Source organism: Bellilinea caldifistulae (genome assembly GCF_001306055.1).
Lineage (GTDB): Bacteria > Chloroflexota > Anaerolineae > Anaerolineales > Anaerolineaceae > Bellilinea > Bellilinea caldifistulae.
Genome location: NZ_LGHJ01000002.1, coordinates 21,043 through 40,804, shown reverse-complemented (window position 1 = coordinate 40,804; position 19,762 = coordinate 21,043). Strand labels below are relative to the sequence as shown.

The 19,762-nt window shown below is 58.5% G+C and carries 21 protein-coding genes and 1 riboswitch; of the genes, 12 read left to right on the top strand and 9 right to left on the bottom strand.

Annotation, left to right across the window (positions count from 1 at the left end; all coding sequences use genetic code 11):
* Positions 1-58 precede the first annotated feature (58 nt).
* Both AC812_RS00505 and AC812_RS00500 read right to left on the bottom strand, forming a co-directional pair.
* Complete coding sequence (locus AC812_RS00505; RefSeq protein WP_061912992.1) at positions 59-583, bottom strand: DUF1858 domain-containing protein; 525 nt, start codon at positions 581-583, stop codon at positions 59-61.
* Between the two features lie 11 nt (positions 584-594).
* Complete coding sequence (locus AC812_RS00500; protein WP_061912993.1) at positions 595-1,851, bottom strand: DUF438 domain-containing protein; 1,257 nt, start codon at positions 1,849-1,851, stop codon at positions 595-597.
* A 217-nt stretch (positions 1,852-2,068) separates the two neighbouring features.
* Between AC812_RS00500 and hutU the strand changes: the two genes are divergently transcribed.
* The 3 genes from hutU to AC812_RS00485 are packed head-to-tail and all read left to right on the top strand — an operon-like array spanning position 2,069 to position 4,999.
* Entirely contained in the window at positions 2,069-3,724 is a 1,656-nt protein-coding gene (gene hutU, locus AC812_RS00495; RefSeq protein WP_061912994.1) for a urocanate hydratase, read from the top strand.
* Positions 3,725-3,728: 4 nt separating this feature from the next.
* Entirely contained in the window at positions 3,729-4,094 is a 366-nt protein-coding gene (locus tag AC812_RS00490; RefSeq protein ID WP_061912995.1) for a hypothetical protein, read from the top strand.
* Entirely contained in the window at positions 4,091-4,999 is a 909-nt protein-coding gene (locus AC812_RS00485; protein WP_061912996.1) for a hypothetical protein, read from the top strand. The genes AC812_RS00490 and AC812_RS00485 overlap by 4 nt, the downstream gene beginning before the upstream one ends.
* Positions 5,000-5,750: 751 nt before the next feature.
* Here the strand turns inward: AC812_RS00485 and AC812_RS00480 are convergent.
* The 3 genes from AC812_RS00480 to AC812_RS17385 form a co-directional block, all read right to left on the bottom strand.
* Complete coding sequence (locus AC812_RS00480; RefSeq protein ID WP_061912997.1) at positions 5,751-5,987, bottom strand: response regulator transcription factor; 237 nt, start codon at positions 5,985-5,987, stop codon at positions 5,751-5,753.
* Entirely contained in the window at positions 5,971-6,225 is a 255-nt protein-coding gene (locus AC812_RS00475) for a hypothetical protein (protein ID WP_061912998.1), read from the bottom strand. The genes AC812_RS00480 and AC812_RS00475 overlap by 17 nt, the downstream gene beginning before the upstream one ends.
* 348 nt (positions 6,226-6,573) lie before the next feature.
* Positions 6,574-6,729: a hypothetical protein gene (locus AC812_RS17385; RefSeq protein WP_157235359.1), complete on the bottom strand. Its 156-nt coding sequence runs from the start codon at positions 6,727-6,729 to the stop codon at positions 6,574-6,576.
* Positions 6,730-6,926: 197 nt separating this feature from the next.
* Here AC812_RS17385 and AC812_RS00470 point away from each other — a divergent pair, with 197 nt between their 5' ends.
* The 6 genes from AC812_RS00470 (at position 6,927) to AC812_RS00445 (ending at position 11,061) form a co-directional block, all read left to right on the top strand.
* Complete coding sequence (locus tag AC812_RS00470; RefSeq protein WP_061912999.1) at positions 6,927-7,337, top strand: GntR family transcriptional regulator; 411 nt, start codon at positions 6,927-6,929, stop codon at positions 7,335-7,337.
* A 35-nt stretch (positions 7,338-7,372) separates the two neighbouring features.
* A complete protein-coding gene (locus tag AC812_RS00465; protein ID WP_082148857.1) occupies positions 7,373-8,317 on the top strand; it encodes a slipin family protein in 945 nt (314 codons plus the stop codon).
* The gene (locus AC812_RS00460; RefSeq protein ID WP_061913000.1) at positions 8,314-8,517 is read left to right on the top strand and encodes a PLD nuclease N-terminal domain-containing protein; all 204 of its coding nucleotides are present in this window, start codon (positions 8,314-8,316) and stop codon (positions 8,515-8,517) included. Before AC812_RS00465 ends, AC812_RS00460 begins: the two co-directional genes overlap by 4 nt.
* Positions 8,514-9,452 (top strand): ABC transporter ATP-binding protein, encoded by a 939-nt coding sequence (locus AC812_RS00455; protein ID WP_061913001.1) that lies wholly within the window; start codon positions 8,514-8,516, stop codon positions 9,450-9,452. Before AC812_RS00460 ends, AC812_RS00455 begins: the two co-directional genes overlap by 4 nt.
* Positions 9,449-10,210: an ABC transporter permease gene (locus AC812_RS00450; RefSeq protein WP_061913002.1), complete on the top strand. Its 762-nt coding sequence runs from the start codon at positions 9,449-9,451 to the stop codon at positions 10,208-10,210. Before AC812_RS00455 ends, AC812_RS00450 begins: the two co-directional genes overlap by 4 nt.
* Before the next feature lie 182 nt (positions 10,211-10,392).
* Positions 10,393-11,061 (top strand): MgtC/SapB family protein, encoded by a 669-nt coding sequence (locus AC812_RS00445; protein ID WP_169787237.1) that lies wholly within the window; start codon positions 10,393-10,395, stop codon positions 11,059-11,061.
* Here the strand turns inward: AC812_RS00445 and AC812_RS00440 are convergent.
* Positions 11,048-13,393 (bottom strand): PEP/pyruvate-binding domain-containing protein, encoded by a 2,346-nt coding sequence (locus AC812_RS00440; RefSeq protein ID WP_061913004.1) that lies wholly within the window; start codon positions 13,391-13,393, stop codon positions 11,048-11,050. The genes AC812_RS00445 and AC812_RS00440 overlap by 14 nt on opposite strands.
* Positions 13,394-13,443: 50 nt before the next feature.
* Positions 13,444-13,503, top strand: a riboswitch (Fluoride riboswitch).
* A gap of 50 nt (positions 13,504-13,553) precedes the next feature.
* Here AC812_RS00440 and AC812_RS00435 point away from each other — a divergent pair.
* Genes AC812_RS00435 through AC812_RS00425 form a run of 3 tightly spaced genes read left to right on the top strand, consistent with a single transcriptional unit; the run spans position 13,554 to position 17,230 of the window.
* Positions 13,554-15,077, top strand: a complete 1,524-nt coding sequence (locus tag AC812_RS00435; protein ID WP_082148858.1) for a MutS-related protein — start codon at positions 13,554-13,556, stop codon at positions 15,075-15,077.
* A 51-nt stretch (positions 15,078-15,128) separates the two neighbouring features.
* A complete protein-coding gene (locus AC812_RS00430) occupies positions 15,129-15,755 on the top strand; it encodes an NUDIX hydrolase (protein WP_061913006.1) in 627 nt (208 codons plus the stop codon).
* Positions 15,755-17,230: an extracellular solute-binding protein gene (locus AC812_RS00425; protein ID WP_082148859.1), complete on the top strand. Its 1,476-nt coding sequence runs from the start codon at positions 15,755-15,757 to the stop codon at positions 17,228-17,230. Before AC812_RS00430 ends, AC812_RS00425 begins: the two co-directional genes overlap by 1 nt.
* Here the strand turns inward: AC812_RS00425 and AC812_RS00420 are convergent.
* From AC812_RS00420 to AC812_RS00410, 3 genes are read right to left on the bottom strand one after another with little or no spacing between them, the layout of a single operon-like run.
* On the bottom strand, positions 17,215-17,919 hold the full coding sequence (locus AC812_RS00420; RefSeq protein WP_061913008.1) for an energy-coupling factor ABC transporter ATP-binding protein: 705 nt from the start codon (positions 17,917-17,919) through the stop codon (positions 17,215-17,217). The genes AC812_RS00425 and AC812_RS00420 overlap by 16 nt on opposite strands.
* Positions 17,916-18,722, bottom strand: a complete 807-nt coding sequence (gene cbiQ, locus AC812_RS00415; protein WP_061913009.1) for a cobalt ECF transporter T component CbiQ — start codon at positions 18,720-18,722, stop codon at positions 17,916-17,918. The genes AC812_RS00420 and cbiQ overlap by 4 nt, the downstream gene beginning before the upstream one ends.
* Complete coding sequence (locus AC812_RS00410) at positions 18,722-19,675, bottom strand: energy-coupling factor ABC transporter permease (protein ID WP_061913010.1); 954 nt, start codon at positions 19,673-19,675, stop codon at positions 18,722-18,724. The genes cbiQ and AC812_RS00410 overlap by 1 nt, the downstream gene beginning before the upstream one ends.
* Between the last annotated feature and the right edge of the window lie 87 nt (positions 19,676-19,762).

Here is a 19,762-nt window from a genome sequence, read left to right as displayed (position 1 = left end):
TTCTGTTGACTTTGAAAATGCAACCAGACAAACCGCAGGCAGGGGCAGGTCGATTCTCTCAGCCAAAATAGGTGAGATGCCGATGAGGATTTTGACCGTCCAACTTATGGTACACTTTTCGGTTTTGTTTCTGAATGGATTCGATCATTGGCAGCGGTTCAAAATCGGTGATCAATAAGATACTGCGCCCTTCTTCCAGTTGTGCGAGAAGTTGATTGATGTGATTAAGCGGCACTTCACCGCGCGCCAACAGTTGATTGCCGTCTATCACAAATTGCGGTTCGCCCCTCACCCAGTCAGGGTCATCGGCAGAGGCTGGCGGAATATCAGCAGGGGACGGCAGATCCATCGTACGGGTCAATTCCGGCTGTCCCGCCAGACGGCGCAGCCGGTTGACCAGTTCCAGAGGATTCAAACCGCCTATCCGGGCGGCTTGTTCAAGCGTCGCCAGCCTTGCCGCCGTGCGGCGCAGGAGGGGATTGCGCAGATTCTCAAACGGCGGTGCGGCACGGATAATTTCCTCCTCTAATTGCGGAAAGTGGGTCAGGACATCGTGAATCTTGCTTTTGGGAGTAATTTCCATGATTGCACTCCTTAATGAACATCGGCCGGCAGGCGGTCATATTCCAGCAAGCGGCGTTCACCCTCCAGGCCGCGCACTTCGGTCAGGTCTTGAGTCACTTCCAGCGTACCGAGGTACTCGCCTTCATCACTGCGCACGGCATAATAAACAATGTACACCAATCGTCCATGCAGGTTGATCCAGAAACGAGCGCGATCTTGTTTGCCTTCTTTGAAATCACGGACGATCTGGTTGACGATATGCACACTCTTGGGTGGATGGCAGTACTGCACCTTGCGGCCTAAAATAGCCCGCGAGCGGGAAAAAATGCGTTCTTTACCGGGGCTGAAGTAGCGTACCGTGTCATCTTTGTCCACAAAAGTAATATCGAACGGCAACGTCTTGAACACCTGAATCAATTCTTCCAGCCGAAAACTGCCGGTCGGCATTTGAATGCGCCCATCCTGAGCCAGCGGCTTGCGGATTTCCTTGTGAAAACCACCTTCGGGTATCCACTCAAACTGCGGAGCGTACAAACAGTACCCGTACTCATCACTTTGCAGGTAGATTTCGTACCACTCCTGCTCGGTCAGCAGATTGAGGGCGGTAGGAAGGAGGATTTTTTCCTCTTTGTACACCATCTCATCAATCGCTTCAATCGCCGGTGTAACGGCAAAGAGATTGTAGGCTTGGGCTTCGGCAGCCGTGCAGGCGGTCAATTGCTGCAGCCCTTCCAACGCGCCTTTCAACAACTCCCGCGCTTCGTCGTGCTTGCCCCACATCACCGTTGGCGGGCCGTGCAGGTTGTTTTTCTCAAAATACGGGAAGAGCAGGTTCTCTTTGCGGCGGTAGTGTTTTTCCACATCCATCAGCGCATTGAGCAGCACATGTATGGAGTCCATCATCGAGGCGGCATCCGCCTCAGGTGGCAGGGCTTCGATTTTACGCATCCAGTGGCGGATTTGGGCGGTGGTACGGGTCAGTTCGCGGTTTTCCTGAATAAAGGTATGCACCGGATGACCCGGGGTGGTTTCCGGTGTTTCCTGCAGGTCAAGATGCTTCTTCAAAACTCGCGTGTGGGTATCGCAAAGTTCCTGAATCGCTTCGGCGGGTATGCCTTCCTGGATCAGTTGCATTTCCATCAGGAAAACATCGCTGTAATCGGCTTCGTCCAGCAAAGTTTCCAGCTGTTTTTGCACCTTTTCTTCGGCAACTCCCTGATGCAGTTGACGAATCATCGCTTTCATGATTTCAATGCGCTGCTGGCGGTTGTTGATCAGTTCACTCATGGAAACATCCTTCCAAAAAAGATAATATTTATAATAATTTTCATTAAAAATCTTACCAAAAAGATGGGCTTGCTTCTTTGATTTTCGTCAAATACACCGCAGCAATTTGCTGGAAACGGGTTTGCCCCACGAGGAAAACCGGCTTTTGGGGAGATTTGTTGTAAAATAACCGTAGTCCCTATTCAATTTTCTAATAACCCTGCCCCGGAGGTGGTTCATGGCTGGTGCTCGTGTGGTGCGCGCCCCGCGCGGGACGCAGTTGACCTGTAAATCGTGGCTGACCGAAGCCGCTTACCGCATGATTCAAAACAACCTCGACCCAGAGGTTGCCGAACGCCCGCAGGATCTGGTGGTCTACGGCGGACGCGGTCAGGCCGCCCGCAACTGGGAAGCCTTTGACGCCATTCTGGAAACCCTGCGCACCCTGGAAGACGACGAAACCCTGCTGGTGCAGTCCGGAAAGCCGGTGGCGGTCTTCAAATCCCACCCCGACGCACCACGCGTGCTGATTGCCAATTCCAATCTCGTCCCGCACTGGGCAACGCAGGAACACTTCGACCAGCTGGCGGCCAAAGGCCTGATCATGTACGGGCAGATGACCGCCGGTTCGTGGATTTACATCGGCACCCAGGGCATTTTGCAGGGCACCTACGAAACGCTTGCCTCGCTGGCGGCCCAAAAAGGCTGGCCCTCGCTCAAAGGCAAGTTTGTGCTGACCGCCGGCCTGGGCGGCATGGGCGGCGCTCAACCGCTGGCGATTACCATGAACGAAGGGGTCGGGCTGATCGTGGAAGTTGACCCGGCCCGCGCCCGCCGGCGGCAGGAGATCGGCTATGTGGACGAGGTGGTGGACACACTGGAAGAAGCCATGACGCTGGTGGAGGAGTACCAGCACCAGGGTAAACCGCGTTCGATTGGTTTGATTGCCAACGCCGCCGATATTTACCCCGAGCTGGCTGCCCGCGGCATCACTCCTGATGTGGTCACCGACCAGACCCCCGCTCATGACGTGCTCAGTTACATCCCCAGCGGTTTGAGTGTGGAACAGGCCGAAGAACTGCGCCGAACTGAACCGCAGGAATACGCCCGCCGCGCCCTTGATTCGATGGCGCGCCATGTGCAAGCCATGCTCGAATTTCAGCGCCGCGGCGCGGAGGTGTTCGATTACGGCAACAACCTGCGCCAGCGAGCTTACGACCACGGCGTCAAAGATGCCTTTAACTTTCCCGGTTTCGTGCCTGCTTACATTCGCCCGCTGTTCTGCGAAGGCAAGGGGCCGTTCCGCTGGGTGGCGCTCTCCGGCGACCCCGAAGATATTTACCGCACCGACCAGGCGGTGATGGAACTCTTCCCCGATGACGAGCATTTGCACCGCTGGTTGAAGATGGCCCGCGAAAAAGTACCCTTCCAGGGGCTGCCGGCGCGCATCTGCTGGTTGGGTTACGGCGAGCGCGCCCGCGCCGGCCTCAAATTCAACGAGATGGTGGCGCAGGGCATTCTCAAAGCGCCCATCGTCATCGGGCGCGACCACCTGGACGCCGGCTCGGTGGCTTCTCCCAACCGCGAAACCGAGGCGATGCTCGACGGCAGCGATGCGATCTCCGACTGGCCGATTCTCAACGCTCTGATCAATACGGCCGGCGGGGCAACCTGGGTTTCCTTCCATCACGGCGGTGGGGTGGGCATTGGTTTCAGCCAGCACGCCGGCATGGTAATCGTAGCGGACGGAACTCCGGCGGCTGCCCGCCGGCTGGAACGGGTGCTGACCACCGATCCCGGCATGGGGGTGGTGCGTCATGCCGATGCCGGTTACCCGCTCGCCATCCAGAGCGCCCGGCAACGCGGCATCCGCATGCCAATGTTGAAGGGGTGATGCGTTGCGCTTACGCCGTTTGATCTGGTTTGTGGTGATGATCGGCATCGGAGCAGCCGCCGGCATCTTTTACGGCTGGGTGCTGCGCCCCACCCAGACCAGCGGTTTTGCCCTGCACACCCTGCGCTCGGACTACAAAGCCGATTATGTGCTGATGACCGCTGAAATTTACCGGCAGGATGGCGATCTTGCCGCTGCGCTCGAACGCTTGAGGGCGCTGGAAGATGCGCCGCCGCTGCGTCAGGTGCAGCAAGCCATCCTGACCGGCCAGCAGCTGGGTTATGCCCGCAGTGACATCGAAACCCTTGCCAACCTGTTTCAAGCCCTGCAAAAGGGGCTGCCAACCCTCACCCCCAGCGCAATGCCATGATCGAGGACGATTACTACGAAGAGGATGAAAGCCCCCGCCAGCCGCCGCTTTACCTGTTGACCGGGCTGGTGATCGGTTTGCTGCTGGGACTGCTGATTTCGCTGGTGATTGCTCCGGTGCAGGTGGTGGATACCTCGCCCTTTTTGCTGGCAGAGGCGGAAAAAGACACCTACCGCCTGCTGATCGCGCGTGCTTTTCAGGCTGAGCCGAATCTGGAACGCGCCCGCGCCCGCCTGGGTCTGTTGCGGGATAATCTGCTCCCCCAAACCCTTGCCGATCAGGCTTTGCGCTTGCAGTCGGCTGGCGGTAGCGAAGCGGACATCCGCGCTCTGGCGGAACTGGCCGCCGCGCTGAGTGCCCCGCAAAGTGCCGTTCTCACCCAGCCACCCGGCCTGCCCACCTCCCCGCCATCCGGCGGTGGAGACTTGCCGGGCACCCCGCAGACCTTCCCCACCCTCGACTTGAACCAGGCGGTCTGGACGGCGACGCTCCCGCCAACCCCGACCAGCCCACCGCCGACACCGCGCCCGACCTTCACACCGCGCGTCCAGCCCAGTCCGCTGCCAACCCTGGGGGCGCCGTTTGAACTGGCCGAACAAACCCCGGTGTGCGAAGCGAATCGAGCTCAGCCGCGCTTGTTAATCGAGGTACAGGACAGCGCCGGAAAACCCGTGCCGGGCATCGCCATCACGGTGGCATGGGATGGGGGTATTGAGACCTTTTTCACCGGACTGATGCCCTCGATCAGTTTGGGTTATGCCGATTTCGATATGGAGGCCGGGGTGGTGTACAGCCTGCGGGTGGGGGAATTGAGCGAGACCATCAACGGTTTGCAAGCGCCGACTTGCGGCGAGGGCAGTGAAGCCTTCACCGGCAGCCTGCGGCTGCTCTTCCGCCAGCGCTGATCGGGCATCTGCACCGATAGAGAGCGGTTGAGTGGTACTCAATCACCTGTGCAGGAGATTGCCACGCTGCCTGACGGCGTAGAGCAGGATAAAAAAAACTGATTGAATGAAAGCAAAGTAGCCGTTTCACCCTGAAACACATAGTTTCGATAAAGCGTCTCAGAACAACGGATTGAAACTGACGCAAAGCAGTAAGCAAACATTCAACTTATGCCGTAAGTGAATAAAGTAAATCGTAAGTGATACGCTCTGGTGGCCAACATCAATCATGCCCCACTGGCAAGCATAGGTAAGCGGTCGTGAATCATGCCCCGTGGATGAGTGTTGGTGAGTGCCGGTCAGCGGTCGTGAACATGCCCCGTTGATGAGTGTGGGTGAGTGCCGATCAGCGGTCGTGAACCATGATTCAGACCTGAAAGAAAAGGTAAGTTCGGCGGGCTAATCAAGGTAGGGTTTTCGTGCGTTCGCTCCGCTCCGCTTCACTCACGCACAAAACCCGCCCGCCTCACGGCGTCCTTTGCTACCGCCCTTGCCCTCCGGGCTGCGGGCTAGCAAATGTCCGCCATTGAAAGTTTGCGCCCTGTGGGGGGCAAGCCCCCCACAATGCGCTTGCCCCCTGCGGGGGCAAAGGGTAGGTCAAGCCTACGCCCGCAATGCTCCGCTAAACGCTCCGCTTGCGGGCTTCGGCTTCACATACACACTCGCTCCGCCCTGCGCCCCTTACTCCGTGCGGGGCTTGGGCTACGCTCGACTAGGAAGGCCGGCCTTCATCCAAAGGCAAAACGCCCAACTGCCAACACACATGCACCAGGCCAGCATTGTTAGCAGTACCGGTCATGCTTCGCAAATATGCCGAATAAGCCAAAACGGTTCGCTTACTTATGCCCAAAGACAAAGCAATCTGACCGGTCGTATAACCTTGTGCAATCAGCGCCAAAACCTGTTTTTGTCGTCTGGAAAACTCAAGCCGACTAATTCGCCCGTCCATTGAAAGGCTTCACCTCATCCCAAATTTTTCTAGCCACACTCTCGCCCATCACCCTAACCAAAGCCTCGTAATCTAGCCGTCCCAAACAATCTAAAACATCCGCAAAAAAATAAGCCATATTGAAAGCAGGCACTTTCCCCCGCTCTCTTGCGTCCTTTACAAGGGATAACTGCACCCTGTAAAGAATAGCAAGATTATCTAAAACTTCATCCTCACTGGAACAATTACGAAAAACCATTTATAGCCTCCTCAAAGTGGAATAGATGAACATCCTTAAATTACCACATCCCCCATATATGGCACAAGTAACAATTGACACCCCCATATATGGTAGTAAAACTTCGAAGGGCTTGCACCTTGCGGAAACACCAGCACCCGCAAAGGACAAGCCCTTTTTTGAATAAGGTAAGGGGCGGGTTTCAAACGCCGTTGCTCCGCTCCGCTCCGCAATCGGCTAAACCCGCCCCTAAAATAATTCCGTTCGGCGGGCAAAGCCCGCCTCACTCTGCCCCCCCGCCTCAAACCCCCGCCCCCCCAAGGGGGGCTTCCCCTTGCAAAGCCTCGCATTCGGTCGCTTGTTGCTCCCTCATAACCGCTCGGCTTTGCGCCTCACGCCAAGAGCGGGACGGGCTACGCTCACCGGCGGGCTTCGCCCGCCGGTATGCGCTCCGCCCTGCGGCGGGCTTACGCCCGCCGCCCCGCTCTGATTGCCACGCCGCCTGACGGCGGCTCGTAATGACATGCCCTTGCCGCCGCAACGGCTTGGGGGGAAACCGCCGCGCCGCCTGTAAATGACCCTCACCTCAACCCACCGGCGCGAAGCCGCGCAACAAAAACTGACCGACTCAAATCCAGCAACCCTTGACTTTTCTATAATTATCTTGTACAATTATTCAATGATACAATAATACAATTTTAATCCACGATGCGGAGGACGGTTTGGCCAACCTCAACCTGCACATTGACTTTCGTTCCGAAACGCCCATCACCACCCAGATTGTCGAACAAATTCAAAACCGGGTGTTGAGCGGCGAACTGAAGCCCGGCGATCAATTACCCACGGTACGTCAGCTGGCAACCGATTTACGGGTCAACTTCAACACGGTTGCCCGAGCCTACCGCATTCTCGATAGCATGGGGCTGATCTCCACCCAGCAAGGGCGTGGCACCTACATCTGGTCGGCCGGACAGGCGGAAAACCGCGAGCGGGAGCGGCGGCAGGCATTTGAGCAACTCACCCGCCACTACCTGCGGGATGCGCTGGCGCTGGGTTTCAGTATGGATCAAATCCGCGCCCTGCTGGAAACACAGATCGAGCAATTGAATCACACGCAAACGGCCGAGGATTGAGCCGTTTTCGAAGATCATGATCAAAGGAGTTTGCCATGCAAAAGAAAGAATCGCGTAAAGAGAAATTAGAACCGCGCCTGAGCCGGGAACTCCCCTTCCGCGTCAGCGGAATCGGCGTGGCCGTGGCGGTCATCTTCTGGGTGCTCGGCACGCTGGCTGCCATTTACCTGGAAAACCGCGTTTCGGAGGGCTGGGCAGCAGCCATCTTCTTGCTTTTCCTGCTGATCGGCTTCTTCTTCCTGTTTGCCATTCAGGTGGCGCGGCAGTGGGAAAAGGCGGTCGTGCTGCGTTTTGGGCGGTTTGTCGGACTGCGCGGCCCGGGGCTTTTCTTCATCCTCCCGCTGGTGGATCAGGTTTCGACCTGGATTGACCATCGCGTCATGGTAACCCCCTTCAATGCCGAAAAGACCCTCACCCGCGATACCGTGCCGGTGGATGTGGATGCGGTGCTCTTCTGGGTTGTGTGGGATGCCGAAAAAGCCGCCCTGGAAGTGGAGGACTACAAAACCGCCATTGCCTGGGCTGCCCAAACCGCCCTGCGCGAGGTGATCGGGCAGAAACCGCTTTCCGACATTCTGGTTGGGCGCGCCAAAATGGACGCCGAATTGCAGCAGATCATTGACGAGCGCACCACACCCTGGGGAATCACCGTGCAGAGTGTCGAAATCCGCGATATCGTCATCCCTCAGGAACTGGAAGACGCCATGAGCCGACAGGCGCAGGCAGAGCGCGAACGACAGGCACGGGTCATCCTCGGGGAATCCGAAAAGCAAATTGCCGATAGTTTTGCCCAGGCCTCGCAGGCTTACATCAACAACCCGACCGCGCTGCACCTGCGAGCAATGAACATGCTCTTCGAGGGCCTCAAAGAAAAAGGCGCGCTGGTGATCGTACCCTCCAGCGCGGTGGACACCATGAATCTGGGCGGGTTGAGCGGCGTGGTCAGTCTGGCGCAGCAGCACACGGAGGAGAAATCGTGAACTTCGAGGAACTTACCCGCTTCCTTCCCTTTTTAATCCCGGTGGTCATTCTGCAGGGGGTGCTGATGCTGGTGGCGCTGATTGATCTGCTGCGCCGCGAACGCACCCGTGGGCCAAAGTGGGTCTGGCTGCTGGTCATCCTGTTCGTCAACCTGTTCGGCCCGATTGCCTACCTGATGTTTGGAAAGGAGGAAGAATGAGCGCCATTCGCATCGAAAATCTGGTTAAGACCTACGGCGCGGTGCGTGCGCTGGATGGACTTTCACTGGAAGTTGAACCGGGCAGCATCTTTGGTTTTCTCGGCCCGAACGGTGCCGGTAAAACCACCACCATCCGCATCCTCACCGGACTGGCGCACCCCAGCGGTGGTCATGCCAGCGTGGCTGGCGTTCAAATTGGTCATAACGGCGCACTGGCGCGCCGGATCGGCTACCTGCCGGAAGAACCGGCGTTTTACGGCTGGATGAGCGCTCAGGAATTTCTGGAATACATTGGCAGGCTGTTTGGTCTGGGCGGGGCAGCCCGCCGCAAACGCGCCGAAGAGCTGCTGGAAAAGGTTGGCTTGTGGGAAGTTCGCAAACGACGAATTCGCGGCTTCTCGCGCGGTATGCGCCAGCGGCTGGGAATTGCCCAGGCGCTGGTCAATCAGCCGGAGGTGTTGTTTCTGGATGAGCCCGCTTCGGCGCTGGATCCAGCCGGGCGGCGGGATGTGCTGGAATTGATTGCCGGCCTGCGCGGCCAGTGTACCGTGTTCATGTCCACTCACATCCTGGCGGATGTGGAGCGGGTGTGCGACACGGTCGGTATCATTCACAAAGGGCGCATGCTGCGAGTGGCACGGCAGGAAGACCTGACCGCTGCCTATGCCCTGCCGGTCTTTCGGGTGGAAGTGACCGCCAACGGTAACCGTCCGCTGACCGAATGGGCCGAAAAAATTGGCCGGGAAGCCATGGTGGAACAGGTACAGGTGGACGGAAACGCCGTCCGCATCCGCGTTCGGGATGTAGAAAATGCCCGCGGCTGGTTGCTGCAGGCTCTGGCCGAAAGTGGACTGGCAGTGGAGCGGTTTGAGGCGGTTAAGCCTTCGCTGGAAGAAGTCTTTTTGAATCTGGTCAACGAAGAGGTGCACAGATGAACCTGTTTTGGGCCGCACTATCCAAAGAATTGCGGGAGCAGTGGCGCACCTACCGCCTGCTGGTGACGGTGATCGTCCTGAGCCTGTTCGGTTTGCTTTCGCCGTTGCTGGCTTACTTCACCCCCCAGATTTTAGGTGCCATTCCGGGAGGCGAAGCACTCGGCGAACTGATTCCGCCGCCAACAGTGGTGGATGCAATCGGTCAGTACATCAAGAATCTGAGCCAATTTGCCATTTTGTTTGCCATATTACTGCCGATGGGATCGGTTTCGGGGGAGAAGGAACGCGGCACAGCGGCGCTGGTGCTGAGCAAACCCCTCCCGCGCGGGGCGTTCTTAATGGCCAAAGCGGCTGCGTTTGGGCTGGTTTTTGCCCTCAGCCTGTTGATCTCCGGACTGGCGGGCTATTATTACACCGGTCTGCTGTTTGAATTCCTGCCCTTTGACCGCTGGGTGGCGATGAACGGCTTGTTGTGGCTGTACACGATGGTTTACGCCGGGCTAACCCTGCTGTTCAGCACCATCAGCCGCAGTCAGGCCGTGGCGGCCGGGCTTTCCTTTGCGGTATTGTTGGGCTTGAGCGTGATCGGCATCAGCAAGATGGTGGCGGTTTACCTGCCGGCGCAGCTGGTGACATGGAGCGCAACGCTGTTCATTCAGCCGGAAACGGCTTACTGGGGCAGTCTGGCGGTCAGCACCGGCATGCTGGTGGCGGCGCTGCTGGCAGCCTGGCTCATTTTCCGCCGGCAGGAACTCTGACAGAAATCCGGCTGAATCGACGGGGCGGGCAAGCGCTCGCCCCGTTTTGTTTCACGTGAAACGAATCTGACTTTGGGTGATGTTTCATGTGAAACAGCGCTTATGCTATACTCAAAGCGGAGGGGATGGGTGTGTTTTCTAAATTATTAGAATATTTGTTCTATTCCCTCCAGGAGACCCAGATGATCAGTGAAACCGATATCCTTGTGCGAATTTTGATTGCCACTGCCCTGGGCGCAGTCATCGGCTTCGAGCGCGAACGACAAAACCAGCCGGCCGGCTGGCGCACGCACATCGTCCTGGTAGTCGGCGCCACGCTGGCGATGACCCTTTCAATCAACCTTGCCATGCAATTCCACCAATACGCTCCCAACGGCGATCCGGCCCGTCTGGCAGCCCAGGTCATTTCCGGGATCGGTTTTCTGGGCGCCGGCGCCATTTTGCGCTACGGCCCCAACGTCAAAGGACTGACCACCGCCGCTTCTCTGTGGACTATGGCGGTCGTTGGGCTGGCCGTAGGCGCCGGTTACTACATCCCGGCTGCCGCCGCCACCGGTTTGCTGCTGGTGGTGCTGGAATTGCTCGATCTGGCCGAGAAAAAACTGTTCGGCCCCGATTTAGCCGTGACCGTGGAATTGCATCTTCAAGACCGTCCGAATGCCCTCAAGGACATCAACAAAATCTGGAAAAAGCACAAACTCAACGCCAAAATCGTCTCCATCCGTAAAAATATCAAAAACAAACGCCTGGAGGTGGAGGTTTCTTTCCGCTCCCGCAAGACCGATTTATACGAACTGATTACCACCGAGATGAACGAACTGGAAGGGCTGGAGAGCTTCAAAATCTCGTAGGTTGATTGTCCTCATCCGCGCGCAGGAAAGCCACCGCCACCCCTTTCTCATCGCTCATCACAATTTCCAAATGGTGACCGGGGCGATAATCGGCCACGCGAATCAGACGCAGGCTTTTGCTCAACTCCGGCGGGATTTCGAGCCATTGACTCAACCGGTCGGGCGTGTGGTAGAAAAATTCGCGCCGAAAAACGCTGCCGGGCTGATCGAGGTAGATGGCCAGCGGGTAAATTTGGGACTCGAGCAGATCCTGGAAGAAATGAGTCCCCAGGGACGGCTCCGGCGGCAGGCCATAACCCTGACCGGCCAGTTCGACCAGCGCACGGGCATGGTAAATGTCGCCGTAATCAATCGGCACACCCAAATCGGAATTGCTGCTGCCCCAGCGCCCCGGCCCAACGCAGATGAAACGCTCGTTTTCCAGCGCGCTGTTCAATCGGCCGATGGCGCGCGCCAGTTCATTGCGCAGGTTCAGGTTTTCCAGCCCAAAGTAGCCCTCCGGCGGCACAAAAACCACGTAGTCAATCCGCTCCAGCGTGCCTTCGGGCACCACAAAATGGGTCTTGAAGATGACATCCTGGGGATCTAAATCGGTGGGCAGCGCCGCTGCCGCGGTCACCTGCAACTGGCTTTGCGGACGGCACTGCAGGATGGTGATGCACAATTCCGGCACGCCGTTCTTTTCGTGAATCGAGAGGGTGAATTCAACATCAACCGGGGCCTCGTAATGGCGTTCCAGCGTGCGCAGAAGATCACGCATCCGTTCGGCAAAAGGGGTGCGGCGCAGCAATTCTTCAAAGGTCAACACCAGGTGTTTGCCATCGCCAAGATAGCGTGAGCGTAAGGAGGCAAAGTAACCGTCTTCCTCCACCTGAGCTACATACCGCAGCACCGGGTAGTCTCCCTTCAGCACCTCCCCCACCGGCAGGGTTTTGAAGGCATTATCCTCCAGATCAATCAAGTCCACGTACTGTTGGGAATAGCGACGGATGGCTTTGGGGTCGGTCGAAGGACGCAAGAGCGGATGGCTGAGCGCAATCAGGCGCGGAAAATCGTTGCCCACCCGGTCCACGGCGCGGGTGCCCAACCCCCACACCAGCCTGACAAAACCTTCCTCACGGCGGATCTGAGGTGCCCAGCGGTATAAATTGCGGCTGAAAGCCACCCCGGCGGCATGCGGTAGAAAATACCGCCCAAAACGTTCGCCCTGTACCACCTGAATCAGGATTGCCATGCGCTCGTCGTAATCTTGCAGGCCGCGAGCCCGGCGGTAGAGCAGGGCGTTCGGGTTGAGGGTGGAGGCATACACCCGGGCAATCGCCCTCGTCAGAGCGCGCAGGTTTTCGGACGGACTGCCCTGATTTGGCAGGAAGACACTCTCGTATTTTCCGGCAAAAGCCGTGCCGAAGTTATCCTCCAGCAGGCTGGACGAACGCACGATCAACGGATGTTTGCCAACACCGCCCAACAGCGCCTCCAGCCGTTGAGCAATATCCGGACGAAAATCCCCCTCCATGAATTCGTGCAGAATCTGGGGGTAATCGGCGCGCATCTCGGCTTCGGTCTTGTACTTCTGGTCATTCCAGTGAAACAGATTGTTGATGGACATGAACGAGTAGAACACGTCCGCGCCGACATAGTACGAATCGGGGGTGATCAGGCAGGTGTCCTCACCCAGCGAGTTGGTCTGGCGTAAAATGCGGTGCGCCAGCAGCATACCGGCGGCTTTGCCGCCGATGCGCCCCGGCCCAATTTTGTGGCGGCGGATTTGCTGCAAATCATCAATGGTAAACCAGCGCTTGGCAATGTTGATGTAGCGCAGTTGATCGCTGATCAGGCTGCGAATCAGCACCACCTTGGTTTCCTGAAGGCGGGCTTCGTACTTCTGGCGCTCCTCCGGCGGCAGGCGTTCAATGGTCATCGCCTGTTCAAAGACCAGATCCAGCGGGGCAGTTTCCGGGTTGAGCGAGAGCATCAACCCGACCATGTCAATGCCGCGTTCACTCAGCACTTCGCTGATGATGTTTTCCAGCACGTCCAGCGTCAGGTGCTGGCTGAAGCGCAAATCGGTCAGGTGATCGCGAATGCGGCTGATCCGGATTTCCCACACCTCGGCGGGTTCTTCGCCGACCGGGTTGCGCAGGCCTTCGCGTTCCTGCGAGAGGATCGCCAACCGGCGCACCTCGTTTTCAAAGTCGGCCGGCTGGATGATGCCGCGCGCGAACAACTCGCGGCGCATCTGCTGGCGGATGCGTCCGCTCAGGATGGGGTACTGCGCCAGCGCCAGCACCACATTGATCAAGCGGTCGGTGTGAGTGGGGGTAAACGCCATAGCCTGTTGGCACAGATTTTATCATGCCTGACCGGTTTGTGATAAAATAAATTCACAAAAGCGATGAGGCTCGCTTTAACCGTCGAATGACTGATAGCCTCTACTGAATCGGCAGATCAGTAGAGGCTTTTTGTTACGATGAACCCGGTATGGTGAAAGTATGACGATGGACTCGATTGGATTGTTGTATCCCTCCCCGCAAAAAGCGGCCGGCGTGCGCGACCAGCCCCCCGCTTACTTCCGCGACCTGAATCTGGATCAGATTGTGGATTGGATCACCGCCAGCAAGCAGGATTATGACCTGAAACCCGATTATTACACCGCCGTTCAGGACGAAGAGACCATTCGGTTTCGTCAGGAAATCGTGCGCGATTTGATGACGGAAACGACCCTGATCAAAATGCAGACCTTTGCCGCCCAAATGGTCATTCTGCGCCGTTACCAAAAACTGAGCAGTGAAATTGACCATCAAAATCATCGCGAAGGATGGTTTCTGGAAGCGGCGCTGGTGTATGTACGGTCTGTCCTGCAATTGGAGCAGGATTTGAGCAGCGCGGACTTGCAATCCCGAGGCTTGCTGGCTTTCCGGCAGATTTTGGGGGCGTACACCGCTTCATCGGAGTTTCAGCGCCTGCGGGACGAAGCCGAGCAGTTGAAGAAAGACCTCTCGACAGTGCGGTACTGCGTGCTGATCAAAGATACCACCGTCAAAGTACGCCCCTACGATGGGGAAACTGATTACAGCATCGAAGTCGAAAAAACCTTCGAGAAGTTCAAACAAGGCGCAGTCAAGGATTATCTGGTCAAGCTGAATATTGTGTCCAGCATGAATCATGTCGAGGCGCAAATTCTCGATCTGGTGGCACGCCTGAACCCCGAATTGTTCGAGCGTCTCCATCGCTTTTGCGCTGAACATAGCCGGTTCATGGCTGATTTCATCCTCACCTTTGACCGTGAGATGCAGTTTTATGTGGCCTACCTGGAAACCATCCTGCCGTTGATGAAAGGCGGATTGAAGTTCTGCCTTCCCGCCGTCAGCATCCGCAGCAAAGAAGTGCTGGCAGCCGAGGCTTTCGATCTGGCGCTGGCCATTCAACTGCGCGGTGAGATTGCTCGCATTGTCCCCAATGACTTTCAATTGAGCGGAAATGAGCGGGTCATCATTGTTTCCGGTCCAAATCAGGGCGGTAAGTCCACTTTTTTACGCAGCATCGGGCAGGCGCAAGTGATGATGCAGTCGGGTATGTTCGTGGCGGCCGAGCAGTTCACGGCAAACCTTTGTTCCGGCGTGTTCACCCACTATAAGCGCCGCGAAGACAGCAGCATGAAAAGCGGCAAACTGGATGAAGAGTTGAGCCGGATGAGCGCCATCGCCGATCACATCCGCCCGCATGCCCTGGTCCTTTTCAACGAGTCATTTGCGGCTACCAATGAGCGGGAAGGCGCGGAAATTGCCCGCCAGATCACCCTGGCGCTGCTGGAACGCAAAATCAAAGTATTCTTTGTGACCCATCAATTCACGCTGGCGGATGGTTTCTACAAGCAGGGTTTGCCCAACGCACTCTTTTTACGCGCCGAGCGCAAAAGCGGCGGACGGCGCACCTACAAATTGTTTGAAGGGCAGCCGCTCCAAACCAGTTTCGGAGAGGATGTGTACAGGACCGTGTTTGAATCGGCACCCTGAGCCTGCACCCGTGTTACAATTACCCCCAATCCACTCGGAAAAGGGTTTTCGATGACCGAACCTCGCTGGCTGGGCTGGGTACAGCAAATTCAGGCGCTGGCACAGGATGGGCTGGCGTATTCGACCAATCCATTCGATATTGAACGGTTTAACGCCCTGCGCCGGCTGGCAGCCCGCCTGATGGCAGAATACGGCCAAACCGAATTTGAGACGCTCGAACGCATCTTTGCCGCCGAAGCCGGTTACGCCACCCCCAAATTGGATGCGCGCGGGGCGGTCTTTCAGGACGGTAAACTGCTGATGGTGCTGGAAAAAGCCGACGGCGGCTGGACGTTACCCGGCGGCTGGGTTGATGTGGGCGAATCGCCGCGCAGTGCAGTCGAGCGCGAGGTGTTCGAAGAATCCGGTTACCAATGCCGCGCCGTTAAACTGGCCATGCTGGTGGATCGCAACGCCCCCAAGAACGGCCATCCACCCTACATTTTTCACCTGTATAAACTCTTCTTCATCTGTGAGTTGACCGGTGGGCAACCGGCCGAGAGCATCGAAACCGGCGGAGCGGCCTTTTTTGGTGAGGATGAAATCCCGCCGCTTTCGGTGGCACGCACCACCCTGCCGGAAATCCGCCGTCTGTTCGAGCATTACCGCAACCCGCACCTGCCCACCGATTTTGACTGATGCTTGCTCCGTGGCGCTTACTCCATCATTTACCTGCTCGGCGGAGGGTAGCCCCCCTGCTGGTGCTGCTGACCTGGCTGCTGGCGGCCTGTACGGCGGTTTTACCGCCGCCGCAGGTAGAAGAAGCAACTCCTCAAATCACCCGCACCCGCCCGGTCATGCCCACCCTCATGCGGACCGATACACCCACCCCGGCGTACACACCCACAGCCAATCCATTTGCCGAATTGCGCGGGCTGGAAATCCGCCTGCTTTACCCGTGGACGGGCAGTCTGGCAGCCGCCCTGCAACAGGCGGTAGCCGAGTTCAACCAGACCAATGAGTGGGGGATTACCGTGCTGGCCGAATCGAGTGGTTCGAGCATGGCAACCGCCCAACGGCTGGAAACTCCCTCGCCGGAAGCCGTTGCACCCGACCTGATCGTCGCCCCGTCGGAACATCTGCTGTACTGGCATGCCAACGGCAACCGCATCCGCCCCTTGAATGATTTTTTGCTCGACCCCCGCTGGGGGTTGAGCGAGGCACGCCGCGCCGATTTTCCGCTGGTGTTCTGGCAGCAGGATCAGGCCGACGGTCAGCAAATCGGCATACCGGCATTGCGCGCCCCGCGCGTCTTTTTCTACAACCTGACGTGGGCATCGGAACTGGGTTTCAGCCGCCCGCCCGAAAGCGCAGCCGAATTTAAGCAACACGCCTGCGCCGCAGCCCAGGCCAACAACACCGACCGCATCGGCAGCAATGACGGCAGCGGCGGCTGGATGGTGGATACCGACGGCTGGACGATTTACGCCTGGCTGAAATCATTTGGGCTGGCCAACCCCCTTCAGGGTGAGCCGGCGCGCCTGTCGTTCAATCAACCGCAGACCCTCCAAGCAGCCGAGTTTTTACGCGGCATGGTGGATGAGGGCTGTGCATTTTTCGGGCGCATCCCACCCGAAGAAGCCTTTGCCACGCGGCGTGCGCTGTACTTTTCAGCATCGCTGCTGGATCTGCCCATTCTCACTGCCGCCATGCAGCGTTTGGGCAGCCAGGATGTCTGGATGGCGCTGCCCTTCCCGGCGAGTGACCGGCCGGTGGTGGTGGTTGGCGGCCTTTCCTACGGCATTTTGCGCAGTCAGCCGGAACGCGAACTGGCGGCGTGGTTGTTTATCCGTTGGATGACTCAACCGGAAATTCAGGCGGCTCTGCTCCAGGCTGGCGGAGGTTATCCGCTGGGGGCAGCCTCGGCAATGCTGGCGCAGGAAGGAATGCGCCAACAATACCCGGCCTGGCTGCCGACCTTGCAGTGGATTCCGATTGCCCAGCCCCTGCCGGTCAGTGGTGAGTGGCGCTTTGCCCGCTTCATTCTGGAAGATGCTTTCTGGCAGGTGCTTCAGTACTATGTACCGCCGGCTCAAATCCCGGCGGTGATCAACCAGATTGACCCGACCTTACGCGAGGTGATCGAAAGGCACGCCGCTCAAACCAGCCCGTGAGCGGCGAGCAGGTCTGCATCGGCCAGCAGGGCGCGGCTTTCGCCATCGGCCACAATTTGCCCCCCGTCCAGAATCACCATGCGCGGGCAGAGTCGCCCGGCCAGATCCAAATCGTGGGTGGCGATCAGCAAGGTTTGCGGCAAGCCGTTGAGCAGGGAAATCAATTCGCGCCGCCCACGCGGATCCAGACCGGCGCTGGGTTCATCCAGCAGCAGCATGGCCGGGCGCATTGCCAGCACGGTGGCAATGGCAACCCGTTTCTTTTCACCCATGCTCAGATGGTGCGGCATCCGTCCGGCGAACGCCTGCATCCCCACCCCGGCCAGGGCTTCTTCAACCCGCGCATGCACCTCGCCGGGGGGCAGATCCTGATACAGGGGAGCAAACGCCACGTCCTCGTACACGGTGGGGGAAAACAACTGGTCATCCGGTAGTTGGAAGACCAACCCGATACGGGCACGCAGACGCGGCAGGCTGGCGGGCGTCAGGAGTGTGCCATCTACAAGAATGCGGCCTTCGGCGCGTAAAATACCGGCCAGCGCCAGCAGCAGGGTGGATTTACCGGCGCCGTTCGGGCCAACCAGCGCAACCCGTTCACCGGGCAGGATTTTCAAGCCGATCCCGCGCAGAGCCGGTCGCCCATCGGGATAGGTGTAGGTCAGGTTTTCGACTTCCAGAAACGGATTCATCGCCCGCCTCCGGTCGTCAGCCATCCGAAAGCAATCACCAGCAAGAAGAAAAACGCACCACCACCGAGGATGCGATACGCATCCGGGGAAAGGTCGGGCTGGGGAAGAGCGCGCACCTCGCCATCGTAGCCACGCGCCAGCATGGCAGCATACACCCGTTCGGCGCGCTCGAAGGAACGAATCAGCAGACTGCCGGCCATCCCGCCGGTGACCCGCGCCCGCCACCCCAGACTCCCGCCCGTCCGGCGGTGCGGGTCGGGCTGGCTGCTACGCGCTTCGCGGGCTTGCAGTAATTGGCGGGCGGTTTCGCCAAAAACGAACAGGTAGCGACTCATCAGGGCAATGACCATCAGGAGCAGGCGGGGAACTTTCAGAGCGCGCAGGGCGAGAAGGATGGCAGGGATGGAAGTTGTCAGCGTCAGCAGGGCAGCGGCTTGCAGCGAAATCCAGGCTTTGAGCAAAACGGCGGTAAAGCGCATCAGGCCGGCGGCGGTCAGGGTCAGCCCTTCCCCCACCGGCAGAGTCAGCAGGGGCGTGCCGGGTGTGGTAAAGAGCAACGGCAGGGCAGCCAGCCCGAACGGCCCCGCCAGCCAGCCGCGCCGAATCAGACGGGTGAGCGGCACACCACTGACCAGAGCCGCCGCCCACAAGGCACTGATTAATAGAAGGTAGGCACCCCCGGGGCGGTTGGGCAGCAAAGCAGCCGTCAGAATCAGCCCCAGGGTCAGGGGTACTTTGACCCGTCCGTCCAGACCGTACAGCCCGCGTCCGCCGACCGTCAGGGGCGGGAAGGATTCGTCCATCAACCCTGCGGGCGTGTCCGCCGACGTGCCAGCCCCGCCGACATAGCCGCCAGACTGACCACCACCAGCCCGATGACCCCGGCCAGAATGGTTGCCAGCGCCTCATTGGAGATGCCGGGGACAAGATAATCAGGGATGATTTCAAATGCGGGCGGGCGGGCGGTTTCGATAAACTGCAGTTGTTCGGCAACCCATTCCAGGCCATCGGGATGGCTGGAAGCCAGCGGCGAAAAGACCACCAGCACCAGCGCAATCAGCCCGCCGCCCAGCCAGACCGGGCGGTTGACCGCCTGAGAACGTCCTGCCGGGGTGAGCAAATCGCGCCGGGCTGCGTAAATGAAAGCCAGGGCGCCAACCGTGATCAGCCCCTCGCCGATGCCGATCAGGGCGTGAATACCGCCCATGGCCGGCACAGCCAGATTGGCGGGTGAAGTCCCCGAGAGAGCCAGTTCCAAGGCGCAGGCCAGCGCGGCAACGAAAATCGAGCTCCACGCCGCGGCAAAACCACCCGCCAGCAGGCCGGCGCGCGTTTCCCCCGTCAACCGGCGGATAAGGGAGAAAACGGCGTACGCCACCCACACCCCGACAATCGCCATGTTGAACAGGTTAGCGCCCATCACCACCAGCCCGCCATCCTGAAAGAGCAGCGCCTGCACGCTGACCACGGCGGTCATCACCAGCATGGCCGGGTAGGGGCCGAGCAGAATGGTCGCCAGGGCTGCCCCCAGCAAATGGCCGGAGGTGCCGCCGGTCACCGAAAAGTTCAACATTTGGCCGGCAAAAATGGCTGCCGCCAGAATGCCCATAAGGGGAATTTCTCGTTCCGAGAGGGTGTGTTCCAACCGGCGGATGGCAATGCCGATCAGCCCAATCGAAACCACCCATAATGCCAGCGCAACCGGCAGCGAAAGAAAACCATCGGGAATGTGCATGGGTTGGGGACTGTAAAGCATGTCGGAATCCTCATAAATTTGATAGAATTGGGGAAAAGGGAGTAAACATATTATAATCCAAAATTTGCAAATGCAAATATTTGCAAA

What these genes read in the sequence shown, in the direction of transcription:
- AC812_RS00505 (WP_061912992.1), bottom strand. Translation starts at nt 583, where the DNA reads ATGGAAATTACTCCCAAAAGCAAGATTCACGATGTCCTGACCCACTTT.
- AC812_RS00500 (WP_061912993.1), bottom strand. Translation starts at nt 1,851, where the DNA reads ATGAGTGAACTGATCAACAACCGCCAGCAGCGCATTGAAATCATGAAA.
- hutU (WP_061912994.1), top strand. Translation starts at nt 2,069, where the DNA reads ATGGCTGGTGCTCGTGTGGTGCGCGCCCCGCGCGGGACGCAGTTGACC.
- AC812_RS00485 (WP_061912996.1), top strand. Translation starts at nt 4,091, where the DNA reads ATGATCGAGGACGATTACTACGAAGAGGATGAAAGCCCCCGCCAGCCG.
- AC812_RS00480 (WP_061912997.1), bottom strand. Translation starts at nt 5,987, where the DNA reads ATGGACGGGCGAATTAGTCGGCTTGAGTTTTCCAGACGACAAAAACAG.
- AC812_RS00475 (WP_061912998.1), bottom strand. Translation starts at nt 6,225, where the DNA reads ATGGTTTTTCGTAATTGTTCCAGTGAGGATGAAGTTTTAGATAATCTT.
- AC812_RS17385 (WP_157235359.1), bottom strand. Translation starts at nt 6,729, where the DNA reads ATGTCATTACGAGCCGCCGTCAGGCGGCGTGGCAATCAGAGCGGGGCG.
- AC812_RS00465 (WP_082148857.1), top strand. Translation starts at nt 7,373, where the DNA reads ATGCAAAAGAAAGAATCGCGTAAAGAGAAATTAGAACCGCGCCTGAGC.
- AC812_RS00455 (WP_061913001.1), top strand. Translation starts at nt 8,514, where the DNA reads ATGAGCGCCATTCGCATCGAAAATCTGGTTAAGACCTACGGCGCGGTG.
- AC812_RS00450 (WP_061913002.1), top strand. Translation starts at nt 9,449, where the DNA reads ATGAACCTGTTTTGGGCCGCACTATCCAAAGAATTGCGGGAGCAGTGG.
- AC812_RS00445 (WP_169787237.1), top strand. Translation starts at nt 10,393, where the DNA reads ATGATCAGTGAAACCGATATCCTTGTGCGAATTTTGATTGCCACTGCC.
- AC812_RS00440 (WP_061913004.1), bottom strand. Translation starts at nt 13,393, where the DNA reads ATGGCGTTTACCCCCACTCACACCGACCGCTTGATCAATGTGGTGCTG.
- AC812_RS00435 (WP_082148858.1), top strand. Translation starts at nt 13,554, where the DNA reads ATGACGATGGACTCGATTGGATTGTTGTATCCCTCCCCGCAAAAAGCG.
- AC812_RS00430 (WP_061913006.1), top strand. Translation starts at nt 15,129, where the DNA reads ATGACCGAACCTCGCTGGCTGGGCTGGGTACAGCAAATTCAGGCGCTG.
- AC812_RS00425 (WP_082148859.1), top strand. Translation starts at nt 15,755, where the DNA reads ATGCTTGCTCCGTGGCGCTTACTCCATCATTTACCTGCTCGGCGGAGG.
- AC812_RS00420 (WP_061913008.1), bottom strand. Translation starts at nt 17,919, where the DNA reads ATGAATCCGTTTCTGGAAGTCGAAAACCTGACCTACACCTATCCCGAT.
- cbiQ (WP_061913009.1), bottom strand. Translation starts at nt 18,722, where the DNA reads ATGGACGAATCCTTCCCGCCCCTGACGGTCGGCGGACGCGGGCTGTAC.
- AC812_RS00410 (WP_061913010.1), bottom strand. Translation starts at nt 19,675, where the DNA reads ATGCTTTACAGTCCCCAACCCATGCACATTCCCGATGGTTTTCTTTCG.